This window comes from Pseudomonas sp. GW821-FHT05H12 (assembly GCF_059419385.1).
Map to the genome: position 1 here is coordinate 25,102 of NZ_JBWKRS010000039.1, position 13,152 is coordinate 38,253.

Here is a 13,152-nt window from a genome sequence, read left to right on the forward strand (position 1 = left end):
CCCCCCCCCCCCCCCCCCCCCCCCCCCCCCCCCCCCCCCCCCCCCCCCCCGGGCTCCTACAAGAGGGGTTTGGCGTTCATGACCAGCCAATTGACCCACCTCGATTAAACCTGTGGGAGCTGGCTTGCCTGCGATGGCGGTGTGTCAGTGATTGATGGGCTGGCTGAGCCACCGCTATCGCCGGCAAGCCGGCTCCTACAGTTGGCTATCGGCGTTACGACTGTTGTGCCTGGCTGACGAGCCAATCCATCAGGGCTTCGAGACCCACCGATGGCGTTGTTCCCGAGGGATACACCAGGTAGTACCCCATCCCCGTTGCCACTTGCAGCTCGAACGGCATTGCCAGCCGCCCCGCCTTCAAATCCTCACCGATCAACGCGCTGTCGCCGATCGCCACGCCCGAGCCTTGTGACGCCACCGTCATCGCCAAATCCAGTGTTTCGAAATGATGCCCCTGGGCCAGGTTGCTCAAATGGGTATTCGCTACCTTGAGCCACAGCGCCCAGTCCCGCTCATCCCGCGTGGGGTGCAGCAGTACCTGTTGCTGCAGGTCCGCCGGCGTGCGCAACCCGCCGAGCAAGGCCGGTGCGCAGACGGGCGTGAGTTGTTCGTCGAACAAGTGCCGCGCCTGGGCCGATTGCTCGGCGATGGGCGCATAGATCACCGCCGCATCAAATTGCTCGCGGCGAAAGTCCACGGTGTAGGCCACGGTGGTGGTGAGTTCCACGGGCACGTCGGGGCGCTCGTGCTGCCACTGCATCAAGCGCGGCAGCAGCCAGCGCATCACACAAGTGGAGGCCTTGAGTTGCAGGGTCTCGCGGCGGCCGCCGATCTGCTCCACTGCTTCGCCGATCAAACCGAATACCTGCTGGGCCCGTAGCGACCATTCGCGGCCTTCCTCGGTCAGGCTCAAACCCCGCGCCTGGCGCCGGAACAAGGCGTAGCCCAAATGGCTTTCCAGCCCGGCAATCTGCCGGCTCACCGCGCCCTGGGTGATGTGCAGTTGCTCGGCCGCGCGGGTGAAATTGCAGCACTGGGCCGTGACCCAGAAGGTGTGCAGCGCGGGCAACGGGGGAAGGCGTTTCATAGGGGCGCAGCCATGACGTGAGGACATGGCTAGTATGACTTTTTATCGATTGTTGCCGCTACGGGCCAGCCGGTCCAATACCGCCTCGAATCCATAACAAGAGCGACATGTATGGCGACCTGCGGCGAAGTATTGGTCCACCTTCTGGAAGGCTACGGCGTGGACCAGGTGTTCGGCATCCCCGGCGTACACACCGTGGAGCTGTATCGCGGCCTGGCCCGCTCCAGCATCCGTCACGTCACCCCGCGCCACGAACAGGGCGCCGGCTTCATGGCCGACGGCTATGCGCGCACCAGCGGCAAGCCGGGTGTGTGCTTCATCATCACCGGCCCCGGCATGACCAACATCACCACGGCCATGGGCCAGGCCTATGCCGACTCGATCCCGATGCTGGTGATTTCCAGCGTGCAGTCACGCAGCCAATTGGGCGGCGGACGCGGCAAGCTGCATGAACTGCCGAACCAAAACGCGATGATGGCCGGCGTGGCCGCGTTCTCCCACACCTTGATGTCGGCGGCGGAACTGCCCGGTGTACTGGCCCGTGCATTTGCCCTGTTCCAGGCCGGTCGCCCGCGCCCGGTGCATATCGAGATCCCGCTGGATGTGCTGGTGGAATACGCCGACGCCTTGCTCGGCAGCGAGCCGGTCAGCGTGGCCCGTGCCGGTGCGGCGCCGTCAGCGGTGAAGCAGATGGCTCAACTGCTGGCGGCCGCCAAGCGCCCGTTGATCCTGGCCGGTGGCGGCGCCATCGACGCCGCCCCGGAACTGACCCGCCTGGCCGAAACCCTCGGCGCCCCCGTGGCCCTGACCATCAACGCCAAGGGCATGCTGCCCGCCAGCCACCCGCTGTTGATTGGCTCCACGCAAACCCTGGTCGCCACCCGCGCACTGGTGGCCGACGCGGATGTGGTACTGGCCATCGGCACGGAACTGGCCGAAACCGACTACGACGTGACCTTCGCTGGAGGCTTCGAGATTCCCGGCGCCTTGCTGCGCGTCGACATCGATGCCGACCAGACCGTGCGCAACTACCCGCCGCAAGTGGCACTGGTGGCCGATGCACAGATCGCCGCCGAGGCCTTGCTGGCAGAACTGAGCAGCAAGCCCCTGCCTGTGCGCAACCAGGATTGGGGCGCGCAACGGGTCGCCCGCCTGTGGGCCGACCTGGCGCCCACCTGGGACGCCGCCACCCGCGCGCAAACCCTGTTCCTCACCACCGTCCTGGACGAACTGCCCGACGCCGTGCTGGTGGGCGACTCCACCCAGCCGGTATACAGCGGCAACCTCACACTCAACCTCGACCACCCGCGCCGCTGGTTCAACTCCTCCACCGGCTACGGCACGTTGGGCTACGCCTTGCCGGCCGCCATCGGCGCCTGGCTGGGGCGTGGCGACGGGCAGCCGGTGGTGTGCCTGATCGGCGACGGCGGCCTGCAATTCAGCCTGCCGGAACTGGCCAGCGCCGTGGAAGCGCGGGTGCCAGTCATCGTGCTGCTGTGGAATAACCAGGGCTACGAAGAGATCAAGAAGTACATGGTCAACCGCGCCATCGAGCCGGTCGGCGTGGACATCTACACACCGGACTTCATCGGCGTGGCCAAGGCACTGGGCTGCGCCGCCGAGCGTATCCAGGGCAGCGAACACTTACGCACAGCCTTGCGTGCCGCGGCCGATCGCCAGGGGCCGACGCTGATTGAAATCGACCAGGGACTTTGGATGAAGGAGGTAGCGGTATGAGCGCAGTGTTGAACGGTGTGTACATCGACGGTGTATGGCGTGCCGGCCATGACGTGCTGGAGGTGATCAACCCGGCCACCGAGGCGACGTTGGCCCAGGTCAGCGTGGGCGATGCCACAGCCGTAAAACTGGCGGTCGACGCGGCCAGCGCCGCGTTCGGTGACTGGTCCAAGAGTACCGGCCGTGACCGTGGCGCGCTGTTGCGCAAGGTCGCCCAGGGCGTGAGCGAGCGCCGCGAGCAGCTGATGCAGTTGCAGTCGAGCAACAACGGCAAGCCGCTGTTTGAAGCGGGTATAGATGTGGACGACGTGATCGCCACCTTCGAGTACTACGCCGGTGTGGCTGAAGAAATGGACGCCGGGCAAGACCGCCCGGTGGCGCTGCCCAACGATGACTTCAGCGCGCGTCTGCGCCGTGAGCCGTGTGGCGTGGTGGGGCTGATCGTGCCGTGGAATTTCCCGATGGTGACCACCGCCTGGAAGCTCGCCCCAGCCCTGGCGGCCGGCTGCTGCGTGGTGCTCAAACCCTCGGAAGTCACACCGCTGGCGGAGCTTGAACTGGCGCGGATCATTGCCGAAGCGGGCTTCCCGAGCGGTGTGTTCAATCTGGTCTGCGGCACCGGCCTGGCGGTGGGCGCGCCCCTGGCAGCGGACCGTCGCGTGGCGAAGATTTCCTTCACCGGCAGCAACGCGGTGGGCGTGCAAGTGATGCAGCGCGCTGCTGAAACCATCAAGGGCGTGAGCCTGGAACTGGGCGGCAAATCCTCGTTGCTGGTGCTGGCCGACGCCGACCTCGACCTGGCGGTGGAACTGGCGTGCGGCGGTGGTTTTTTCAACGCCGGGCAAATCTGCTCGGCCACCAGCCGCGTGTTGGTGGCTGACAGCCTGGCGGATGAATTCCTGCAACGCTTGCAGGCACGGGCTGAAGGCATTCGCGTGGCCGACCCGTTTGCCGACGACGTGGAAATGGGCGCGCTGATCAACCATGCGCAATACCAGCGAGTGCTGGGGCATATCAGGCGTGGCGTTGAAGACGGCGCGCGATTGCTGTGCGGTGGTGAACGGCCGGCCGATCTGGCCAAGGGTTTCTTCCTTCGGCCGACGGTGTTTACCGATGTACCGCTGGACAGCGCGTTGTGGAACGAGGAGATCTTTGGCCCGGTGCTGTGTGTACGCCGCTTCGCCACCGAAGAGGAAGCCATCGCCCTGGCCAACGACAGCGACTTCGGCCTGGTGGCCAGTGTGGTCAGCCGCAACCCTGAAGCCACCGAGCGCGTCGCCAATGCGTTGCAGGCCGGGCTGGTGTGGATCAACGCGCCGCAAGTGATCTTCCCGCAGACGGCGTGGGGCGGTTACAAGCAGAGCAGCATCGGCCGCGAACTGGGGCCGTGGGGGTTGGCGGCATTCCAGGAAATCAAGCACGTGATTAAATCCATCTAACGACACACATCCCATGTGGGAGCTGGCTTGCCTGCGATAGCGGTGTGTCAATCAACGCTGCATCAACTGACAGATCGCCATCGCAGGCAAGCCAGCTCCCACAAAAAACCAGTTCCCACAGAGGATTGATGCTGTGTCAGTCAGCCTGTCTGCAATTTTTAGATAGCCCCTGCGACTTTCTCATTTGCCCACCCCCCGTGCCCATGGCCTGATTCGCCCTTGTTCACTCAAGGCTTGCCCATGGAAAACGTTCACGCAAAACCCACCACCGCCCTGTGGCTGATGATCAGCGTTGTCCTGGTCGCCCTTAACCTGCGCCCGTCGATGGCCGCCGTCGGCCCGCTGTTGTCGTCGATTCGTGGCGAGGTGCCGCTGAGTTTCAGCAGCGCCGCCTTACTCACCATGCTGCCGGTCATGGCCATGGGCCTGGCGATGTTTTTTGGCATGGGCCTGGCCAAGCGTTTTGGCGAACACCGCAGCATCGTGGTGTCGCTGGTGGTGATTGGCGTGGCCACGCTGTCGCGGCTGATCCTCGATTCGGCGCTGGAGCTGATCGTCAGCGCCATCGCTGCCGGCGTGGGTATCGCGATGATCCAGGCGGTGATGCCGGCGTTGATCAAGTCGCGGTTCAGCGACAATGTTTCGCTGTTCATGGGGCTGTACGTCACCGCGATCATGGGGGGCGCGGCGCTGGCAGCGTCGTTTGCACCGTTCGTGCAAGTGCAGAGTGGCAGTTGGCGCATCGGCCTGGCGATCTGGGCGGTGCTGGCGGTGTTGGCCCTGGTGTTCTGGTACGCACAGCGCGCGGTATTGCCGCCGCTGCCCCAGGCCGGGGCCGGGCCTCAGGAATCGTTTTTCAGCAATGGCCGCGCATGGTTGCTGGCGATCTTTTTTGGCTTGGGCACGGCGTCCTACACCTGCGTGCTGGCCTGGCTGGCGCCGTACTACGTGGAGCAAGGCTGGAGCGAACAGAACGCCGGCTTGCTGCTGGGTTTTCTGACGGCCATGGAAGTGGTGTCCGGCCTGGTCACGCCGGCCATCGCTAACCGTCGCCAGGATAAACGCGGTGTGGTCGCGGTGTTGTTGGTGCTGATCATCCTCGGGTTCTGCGGCCTCATTCTCAGCCCGCAACACCTGAGCCTGCTGTGGCCGTGCCTGCTGGGGCTGGGCATCGGCGGCCTGTTTCCGATGAGCCTGATCCTGTCCCTGGACCACCTGGACAACCCGCGCCGCGCCGGTGGCCTCACCGCGTTTGTACAAGGTATCGGCTACCTGATTGCTGGCCTGTCGCCACTTATCGCCGGAATGATCCGCGACCAATTGGGCAGTTTCGAATGGGCCTGGTGGTCGCTGACGGCGGTGGTGGTGGTGATGTTGCTAATCGTCACTCGCTTCAATCCGCAGCATTATGCTCGGCATATTCGCTGACGTCGTGTTGCAAACATTATTTGTCCCACGCCAAACATAGAAACGCCCTACAGAGCTTTCTATTGGTACGAGCGTTCCGTTAAGCTTTTGCCCTTGTCGCGCGCTGCCACAGTGCCAAGGCTTACCGGATGGAATGGATGCTAAACAGTAATTTGCTCAGAAAGCTCGATATGCAGGACTTGATGGTGTTCATCGCCGTCTACGACCAGAGCAGCGTTACCGAAGTGTCCGAAACGCTGTTCGTCAGCCAGTCCACCGTGAGCTACAGCTTGAAGAAACTGCGCACCAGTTTCGAGGACGAGCTGTTTATCAACACGCGGGCGGGCATGCGGCCGACGTACAAGGCCACCACCATGTATGGCCATGTGCAGAAGATCCTCGAAAGCATCAACCTCTGCCACGCCGGGGGCCAGGCCTTCGACCCGACGCAAAAAGCCGTGACTTTCAACGTGTGCGCCCCGGAATACTTCGAGCAATTGATCCTGCCGCGCCTGCTGAAAAACTTCGACCGCGCCGACCTGCCGGTGATCGTCAATGTGCAAAAGCTGGAAAGCGACATCCCCGCCGACGACCTGCGCGAAGGCCGCCTCGACCTGGTGATCTGTTTCGGCCCGCACTTTCACCGCGCCCACAAAGACTTCAAGACCCAGATGCTGCTCGAAGATGATTTGGTGTGTGTGTTCGACCAACGCTCGGCGCCCCGGGAGCCGGCGTTCAGCCTGCACTCCTTTGTGGAGCGCCGCCACGTGTTCCCGACGCCCTGGACCTCCAACACCAACATGATCGACGGCTGGCTCGCGCGCCAGGCCCACAAGCGCCAAGTGGTGGCGCGGGCCAACAGCTACGGCGCAGCACTGAAGATGATCACCGGCACCGACTTCGTCGTCACCCTGCCCCGCCGCGTGCAAAAGCTGCTGGCGCCACCGCCCGTGTTCGGCCATTGCGAAGCACCCAACGGCTTACCAGGGTTCACCCTGGACATGCAGTGGAACGAAACCAGTGAACAGGACAGCGCCAATACCTGGTTTCGCGAGCAAGTCGTAAAAGTCTGCGCGGAACAGGGGTTGTTGTAACCCTTAACCGATGGCGACTTTGCTGTAGGAATCGCGATCAATGTCCAGCAGCTCGACACTCAGTTGCAGCTGTACGCCTTCGGGCCAATCGCCCAGGTCTTGCAGCGCCGCCAACAGGCTTTCGGAGAGCTGTTTCTTGACCTGTGGCGAGCGCCCGCTGAGCAGCGACAGCTTCACCGCGATAAAGCCACGTGAACTCAGGGAGGTGCCGACCTGGAAGCTCTCGACCTTCACGGCGCGGCTCTTGATATCGAACTCGGAACCGAACTGCCCGGATGCCATCAACACATTGTTGAGCCGCAACAGGGTTTTCTCAACGGCCAGGTCTGGCAGGTTGGCGGTGTATTCCAGGTGCAGGTGCGGCATGAAAAGCTCCGAATCGGTGTAGGAAAAGAGTCATACGTATAACACGCGGCCGAAATGAATCGGACCGTTTTGTCGGTGAAACTTCGGTCAGGCGCCTGCGCGAGCGGTCCCGCCTGGAGGGGTTGCCTCAGGATTTGGCGGCCAGTACCGGCAGCAGGTCGCGCTCGCTCATGAACGCTTCCAGCCGCGAGCGCATCCAGCGTTCCGCCGGGTCGGTGTCCACGTGGCTGAGCCAGACCATCGAGAGGTCCAGGGTCGGGGTTTCAAACGGAAACGGCTCGCAGAACAGGTTGCCGCTCGCCGCCATGGCCTGGGCGGTGTAGTCGGGCAGGCTGGCGATCATGTCAGTGCCGGCGAGCAAGGCCGGCAGCGCGCTGTACTGCGGCACCGACAGCACCACATGGCGCTTGCGGCCGATTTCGGCCAGCCATTCATCGGCAAACCCGGACACGTTGGCGGTGTGGGACACCAGCACATGGGGGCGTGCGCAATATTCGTCGAGGGTCAGCGGGGTGTCTGAAGCATCGGCGCGCAGCAGACTGGGGCGGATATGCCGCAGCAACTTGCGCTTGGCATTGGCCGGCAGGCCACGCGTTTGGGTGATGCCGACGGTGATGTCGCCCGAGGCCAGCAAGTCCGGGATTCGCCAGTAGTCGACGTGCTGCACCACAAACACCACCAGCGGTGCTTCCTGGCGCAAGGCCCGCAGCAACGGCGGCAGCAGGCCGAACTCGACGTCGTCGGACAGGCCGATGCGGAACGTCATGGTGCTTTGGGTGGGGTCGAAATCGTGGGTCAGGCTCAAGGCCGACGAGAGGGAGTCCAGGGCCGGCGACAGGTGCTGGATGATCTCTTCGGCGCGCGCGGTGGGTTCCATGCGATGGCCGACGCGAATGAACAGCGGGTCGTTGAACAGCGTACGCAGGCGGTTGAGGGCCGAACTGATGGTGGGTTGGCCGAGAAACAGCTTCTCGGCCACGCGTGTCACATTGCGCTCCAGCATCAGTGCTTCGAAGACCACCATCAGGTTGATGTCGGCCTTGCGTAGTTCGTTGCGATTCATCGGCGCCTGCCCCTTTCCCCAAGACAAGCCGCAGTTTAGAAAGCCCGGGGGCCTGCGTCTATGTGCGCACTGTTCATCCGCAGGCTTTGGGACTATAAATCAGCTTTCCAGGGTCGCAGGAACACCACCGTGCTGGTCATTTTCGCCTTGAGTGCCCTCGTCAGCGGGGTGTTGCTCTGGGCCATCAAGTTCATCGAGAACCCCACCGCCAGGACACTGCTGCGCGTATTTGTCGGCTTGTGCCTGGCGGCCATCGTGGCTTACCTGGTGCTGGCTTCCGGGTTCCCCACTTCATTGCTGGTGTGAGTCGCCTCCTGCCCCTGGCGCAGGCGCAATGCCGCCAGCGCCGCCACCACCAACACCAGCGCAATCACCTTCAAGCCGTTCATCGCGTTGCCGGTGCTCATTTCAATCGCGCCCATCACCGACGGCCCGACAAACCCGCCCAACAGCCCGCAGGCGTTGACGAACCCCAGGCCGCCCGCCAACGCGACGCCCTTGAGGCGTGACGCCGGGTACAGAAACACGATCGACTGCACCACAAAGAACATCACCGCCGACAGGCAAAAGCCCAGCAGGCTGAACACCGGCCCCGACACCGACGCAATGCCCAGCCCCAGCGCCATGGTCAGCAACCCGGTCACCAGCAGCCGCCGGCAACGACCGGGCGTCGTGGCAAAGCGCGGAATCAGCACGGCGCCCAGTGCCGCCGCAATCCACGGCAGCGACGTCAGCAGGCCGACGCTCATGGTGCTCAGTTCCCCGTATTTGCTGATGATGCTCGGCAGGAAAAAGATCACGGTGTAGATGGTGATCTGATGGCAAAAATACACAAAGATCGCCAACAGGATCTGTGGGGTCAGCCAGTTCTTCAGCGAGTGCCCGCCCTCGCCTGCGCCCTCTTCGGTTTCCTGGGCAATGCGTTGCTCGATGCCCCGCGCTTCTTCGGCCGACAGCCACGGCGCCTTGCTCGGGCGATCCGGCAACTTGCACCACACCACCCAGGCAAACGCCACGGCCGGCAGGCCTTCGAGCAGGAACATCCACTGCCAGCCATGCCAGCCGAGCAGGCCGTCCATGCGCATCAAGGCCGCGCCCACCGGGCCGCCGATGATGTTGGCAAAGCACACGCCCAACAGGAAATAACCGGTGGCCCGCGCCCGTTGTTCACGGTTGAACCAGTACGTCAGGTAGAGCATGACGCCCGGAAACAGACCGGCCTCGGCGATGCCCAGCAACAGGCGCAGCACGTAGAACGAGGTCTCGCCCTGCACAAAGGCCATGGCCGCCGAGATCAAGCCCCAGGTCACCATGATGCGGGCGATCCAGAAGCGCGCGCCGACCTTGTGCATGATCAGGTTGCTGGGGATTTCCGACAGCGCATAGGTGAGGAAAAACAACCCGGCGCCCAGCCCGTAGGCCGCAGCGGAAATGCCCAGGTCGACGTCCAGGTGATGCTTGGCCAGGGCGATGTTGGTGCGGTCCAGGAAACTCAGAATGTAGGCGATGATCAGCAAGGGCATGAGCTTGGCGAACATCAGTTTGTTCAGCGCCTGCGGTTCGCGGGCCCGGGTGGCGGTTGTCATCGGCAGTTCCTCTTGGCGCCCCGCCAGCCGGGCTGGGGGGCGCATCAGTGTTGTTCTAGGGTTGGAGTTGCACAGCCATGGCGTGCGGGCGGTGGGAAAACAGTTGCAGCAGCGCGCCGCCGAGGGCGCAGCCGGCCATCACGAAGAAGCACACGGTGTAGCCGTGCAGCGTGGTCCAGCCGCCGCCCATGGCGATCAGGCTGCCCATCAGCACCGGCGCCAGGCCTCCGCCGATGAACATCGCGGTGGTGATGATGCCGTTGGCGGTAGAGGTCGCCGACGGCTCGGCCGAGTCGCAGGCCACCGCGTAGTAGATCGGCCACACCGCATTGGCCACCAGGCCGAACAGCAGTTGCACGACGATGATCAGCGTCAGGGTGTTGGCGAAGTAGAACGCGCCGACACTCGCCGCCATCCACAGCCCGCAGATGATCAGGGTGGTGCGTCGGCCGATGATGTCCGACAGCGACGGCCACACCAGTTGGCCGAGGATGCCGGTGAGGGTGAACACCACGCTCATCCCCGCCGACTCCGCCAGCGACAGCCCGGCGATGTTGTAGAGGTAGGCCGGCAGCACGATGTTGACGCCCATGTACACCACTTGGGTGAGCATCGTATTGCCGGCCGTGAGGGCGATATTGCGGTTGCGCAAGGTGGCGACAAAGGTGCGCCAGGCTTCACCTTTCACTGAACTGGGCGGCGCGTTGTCGGGCGGGGTCATGCCTTTGGCGGCGATGTCGACGTACAGCGCGGTGATGCGCTCGGCCGTGGAGTAGCGCGCCCAGAAGATCATCAGCGGCAGCGCCACCACGAAGGCGAAGAAGAACACGTAGCGCCAGTTGTCTTCGCCGAACACGGTGATGACAAAGCTGGCAACGATGCCACTGAGCATCGCCCCGATCGGATAACCGGTGTGGTGCGCGCCCAAGGCAAAGCCGCGACGCTCCACCGGCCACCATTCGGCGGTGTTGCTCACGCCCACTGGTTCGCCCCAGCCGGCGCCGAGGTTGACGCCGACGCGCAGGGCAATGAAGGTCGCCAGGTTGCCACTCAGCGCCTTGACGCCCGACAGAAACGAAATTGCGGTGTAGCCCAGCACCAGCGGCACCTGGAAGCGCGCACGTTTCCAGCCGCCACCGTAACGGTCGCTCCACATGGAGCCCGGGATATCCAGCAACGCCAGGGCCAGCATGACCACCGTGGCCACGGTGCCCCACTGGTCGGCGGACAAATCGAAGTGCTTGGAGATGGTCGGCCCCAGGCGCAACACGATCTCACGGTCGTAGGCGTTGAGGATCCAGATCATCCAACAGACCAGCAGCGACACCCAGGAATGCCGGTGAATGCTGCGCAGCGACGCTTTTTTGATAGTTGCCATGGGCCTCTCCAGGCGCGCGAGGGCGCGCACTGACACAAGGTTGCGAAGGAATTTGCCTTGTCACACACACGCGCTAGCTGGCGAAACGTCGCTCGGCTATTCCTTGCACGCCCAACCCGGTAATGGCGAACAGCGCTCCGCGCTGCTGGCCGTCTGCCGGGAAACGCGGCAGCGGCGGCTTGGCCATGGAGGTCACAAACAGGGTGTCCAGGTTCGGCCCGCCAAAGGTCAGGCTGGTGACCTTCTTCACCGGCATCTGGAGGATGCGGTCGACATGCCCGTCGGGGGTGTAGCGCACCAGTTTTCCGGCGTAGACCAACGCCTGCCACAGGCACCCTTCGGCGTCGACGGTGCAGCCATCGGCGGCGCCACCGCCCGAGGTGTCGACCTTGGCGAAGGTGCGGCGGTTGCTCACGCCTCCGCTGGCCAGGTCATAGTCATAGGCCCAGATCTCGCCGGACCAGGTGTCGCAGAAGTAGAAGGTTTCACCCGACGGGCTCCAGCACGGGCCGTTGGACACGATGATGCCTTCGTCCAGGGTGTGTAGGCTCAGGTCGGCGTCCAGGCGGTAGAGCTTGGCACTGGCGCTGTCTTCGAGGGTGTCCATGGAGCCGAAGACAAAACGGCCCTGGCGGTCGACCTTGCCGTCGTTGAGGCGGTTGTTCGGCAGGTGCGGTTCCGGGTCGATGACCGGGTTGAGTTCACCGCTCTTGAGGTCGAGGGTGTGCACGCCGTTTTGCAGGGCGACAATCGCCGACTCGCCGTTGTGGCGCAGGGCCATGGAGCCGATTTTCTGGCCCACGTCCCAGGCGCGCAGTTCACGTCCGTCATCAGTACAGCGCAGGACCCGGCCGTCGGCGCTGTCGATCCAGTACAGCCGTTGTTGTTTGACGTCCCACACCGGGCCTTCGCCCAGGGTGGTCTTGACGTCGACGAGCACTTCGATACGCATGGTGATCCCCTTATTGTTGTTGTGCGGGATACAGGCCGTGCTTCGCCACGGCCCCGTGTGGTTAGAAATTGACTTGGTCGCGCCCCTTGAGCCCGAGGATTTCCCGCGCTTCATCCGGCGTGGCCACGCGATGGCCGAGGGCTTCGATCACGGTGCGGATGCGCCGTACCTGGTCGGCGTTGGAGGCCGCCAGCTTGCCCGGCCCGTCCCACAGCGAATCCTCCAGGCCGACCCGGGCGTTGCTGCCCATGGACAGGCCCATGGTCGCCAGCGGAATTTGCCCACGCCCGGCACCGAGGATCGACCACACGTAGTCGTCACCAAACAGGCGGTCGGCGGTGCGCCGCATGTGCGCCAGGTCTTCCGGGTGCCCACCGATGCCACCGCGCAGGCCAAACACCGACTGGATGAACAGCGGCGGCTTGAGCAGGCCGCGCTCCAGGAAATGCGCGGCGGTGTAGAGGTGGCCGATGTCGTAGCACTCGATCTCGAAACGGGTGCGGTTCTCGGCGCAGGAATTGAGGATGTGGGTGATGTCGCGGAACGTGTTGCGGAAGATCCGGTCGTCACTGTCTTCGAGGTACGGGCGCTCCCAATCGTGCTTGAAGTCGGTAAAGCGGTTGAGCATTTCGTACAGGCCGAAGTTCATCGAGCCCATGTTCAGCGAGGCCAGTTCCGGCTTGAACTGCATCACCGGTTGCAGGCGCTCTTCCACGCCCATGGTCGGTGCGCCGCCGGTGGTGATGTTGATCACCACGTCACTGGCGGCCTTGATCTGCGGCAGGAATTCGGCGAACAGCGCCGGGTCCTGGCTGGGGCGGCCGTCGTTGGGGTCACGGGCATGCAGGTGGACAATCGCGGCGCCGGCTTCGGCGGCACCGATGGCGGCGTCGGCAATTTCCTGCGCGGTGATCGGCAAATGCGGCGACATCGACGGCGTATGAATCGCACCGGTAACGGCGCAGGTGATGATGACAGGACGATTTTTGGACATGACGAATCTCCGACTTTTATTCTTATGAAAAAAATCCTGGGTGTAGCGC

General features: G+C 63.8%; 12 protein-coding genes. 5 read left to right on the forward strand and 7 right to left on the reverse strand.

All coding sequences use genetic code 11. The features are described from left to right. Window positions 1-214: 214 nt before the first annotated feature. Complete coding sequence (locus AC07SU_RS26165; protein WP_494998694.1) at window positions 215-1,087, reverse strand: LysR substrate-binding domain-containing protein; 873 nt, start codon at window positions 1,085-1,087, stop codon at window positions 215-217. A gap of 111 nt (window positions 1,088-1,198) precedes the next feature. On the opposite strand from AC07SU_RS26165, the gene AC07SU_RS26170 reads away from it, so the two are divergent. The 4 genes from AC07SU_RS26170 (at window position 1,199) to AC07SU_RS26185 (ending at window position 6,764) form a co-directional block, all read left to right on the forward strand. Continuing rightward, a complete protein-coding gene (locus AC07SU_RS26170; RefSeq protein ID WP_494998695.1) occupies window positions 1,199-2,824 on the forward strand; it encodes a 5-guanidino-2-oxopentanoate decarboxylase in 1,626 nt (541 codons plus the stop codon). Next, complete coding sequence (locus AC07SU_RS26175) at window positions 2,821-4,263, forward strand: aldehyde dehydrogenase family protein (protein ID WP_494998696.1); 1,443 nt, start codon at window positions 2,821-2,823, stop codon at window positions 4,261-4,263. Before AC07SU_RS26170 ends, AC07SU_RS26175 begins: the two co-directional genes overlap by 4 nt. 240 nt (window positions 4,264-4,503) lie before the next feature. Further along, window positions 4,504-5,691, forward strand: a complete 1,188-nt coding sequence (locus AC07SU_RS26180) for a cyanate transporter (RefSeq protein WP_494998697.1) — start codon at window positions 4,504-4,506, stop codon at window positions 5,689-5,691. Between the two features lie 137 nt (window positions 5,692-5,828). Continuing rightward, window positions 5,829-6,764: a LysR family transcriptional regulator gene (locus AC07SU_RS26185; protein WP_494998698.1), complete on the forward strand. Its 936-nt coding sequence runs from the start codon at window positions 5,829-5,831 to the stop codon at window positions 6,762-6,764. Between the two features lie 3 nt (window positions 6,765-6,767). On the opposite strand, the gene AC07SU_RS26190 is transcribed toward AC07SU_RS26185, so the two are convergent. Next, window positions 6,768-7,130 (reverse strand): 5-carboxymethyl-2-hydroxymuconate Delta-isomerase, encoded by a 363-nt coding sequence (locus AC07SU_RS26190; RefSeq protein ID WP_176995288.1) that lies wholly within the window; start codon window positions 7,128-7,130, stop codon window positions 6,768-6,770. 127 nt (window positions 7,131-7,257) lie between these two features. Further along, window positions 7,258-8,193 (reverse strand): LysR substrate-binding domain-containing protein, encoded by a 936-nt coding sequence (locus AC07SU_RS26195; protein ID WP_176995287.1) that lies wholly within the window; start codon window positions 8,191-8,193, stop codon window positions 7,258-7,260. A 129-nt stretch (window positions 8,194-8,322) separates the two neighbouring features. Here AC07SU_RS26195 and AC07SU_RS26200 point away from each other — a divergent pair, with 129 nt between their 5' ends. Next, the gene (locus AC07SU_RS26200; protein ID WP_494998699.1) at window positions 8,323-8,499 is read left to right on the forward strand and encodes a hypothetical protein; all 177 of its coding nucleotides are present in this window, start codon (window positions 8,323-8,325) and stop codon (window positions 8,497-8,499) included. Here the strand turns inward: AC07SU_RS26200 and AC07SU_RS26205 are convergent. From AC07SU_RS26205 to kce, 4 genes are all read right to left on the reverse strand, one after another. Continuing rightward, the gene (locus tag AC07SU_RS26205) at window positions 8,454-9,779 is read right to left on the reverse strand and encodes an MFS transporter (protein WP_494998700.1); all 1,326 of its coding nucleotides are present in this window, start codon (window positions 9,777-9,779) and stop codon (window positions 8,454-8,456) included. The two genes, AC07SU_RS26200 and AC07SU_RS26205, sit on opposite strands and share 46 nt — an antisense overlap. Window positions 9,780-9,834: 55 nt before the next feature. Further along, a complete protein-coding gene (locus tag AC07SU_RS26210) occupies window positions 9,835-11,157 on the reverse strand; it encodes an MFS transporter (protein WP_494998701.1) in 1,323 nt (440 codons plus the stop codon). 73 nt (window positions 11,158-11,230) lie between these two features. Next, window positions 11,231-12,109 carry an SMP-30/gluconolactonase/LRE family protein gene (locus AC07SU_RS26215; protein ID WP_494998702.1) on the reverse strand — a complete coding sequence of 293 codons (879 nt, stop codon included), beginning with the start codon at window positions 12,107-12,109 and terminating at the stop codon, window positions 11,231-11,233. A gap of 61 nt (window positions 12,110-12,170) precedes the next feature. Continuing rightward, window positions 12,171-13,103 (reverse strand): 3,5-dioxohexanoate:acetyl-CoA acetone transferase, encoded by a 933-nt coding sequence (gene kce, locus AC07SU_RS26220; RefSeq protein ID WP_457409812.1) that lies wholly within the window; start codon window positions 13,101-13,103, stop codon window positions 12,171-12,173. Window positions 13,104-13,152 lie beyond the last annotated feature (49 nt).

Bases quoted from the DNA above. Each gene is read 5' to 3' on its own strand.
- AC07SU_RS26165 (WP_494998694.1), bottom strand. From the start codon at position 1,087: ATGAAACGCCTTCCCCCGTTGCCCGCGCTGCACACCTTCTGGGTCACG.
- AC07SU_RS26170 (WP_494998695.1), top strand. From the start codon at position 1,199: ATGGCGACCTGCGGCGAAGTATTGGTCCACCTTCTGGAAGGCTACGGC.
- AC07SU_RS26175 (WP_494998696.1), top strand. From the start codon at position 2,821: ATGAGCGCAGTGTTGAACGGTGTGTACATCGACGGTGTATGGCGTGCC.
- AC07SU_RS26180 (WP_494998697.1), top strand. From the start codon at position 4,504: ATGGAAAACGTTCACGCAAAACCCACCACCGCCCTGTGGCTGATGATC.
- AC07SU_RS26185 (WP_494998698.1), top strand. From the start codon at position 5,829: ATGCTAAACAGTAATTTGCTCAGAAAGCTCGATATGCAGGACTTGATG.
- AC07SU_RS26190 (WP_176995288.1), bottom strand. From the start codon at position 7,130: ATGCCGCACCTGCACCTGGAATACACCGCCAACCTGCCAGACCTGGCC.
- AC07SU_RS26195 (WP_176995287.1), bottom strand. From the start codon at position 8,193: ATGAATCGCAACGAACTACGCAAGGCCGACATCAACCTGATGGTGGTC.
- AC07SU_RS26205 (WP_494998700.1), bottom strand. From the start codon at position 9,779: ATGACAACCGCCACCCGGGCCCGCGAACCGCAGGCGCTGAACAAACTG.
- AC07SU_RS26210 (WP_494998701.1), bottom strand. From the start codon at position 11,157: ATGGCAACTATCAAAAAAGCGTCGCTGCGCAGCATTCACCGGCATTCC.
- AC07SU_RS26215 (WP_494998702.1), bottom strand. From the start codon at position 12,109: ATGCGTATCGAAGTGCTCGTCGACGTCAAGACCACCCTGGGCGAAGGC.
- kce (WP_457409812.1), bottom strand. From the start codon at position 13,103: ATGTCCAAAAATCGTCCTGTCATCATCACCTGCGCCGTTACCGGTGCG.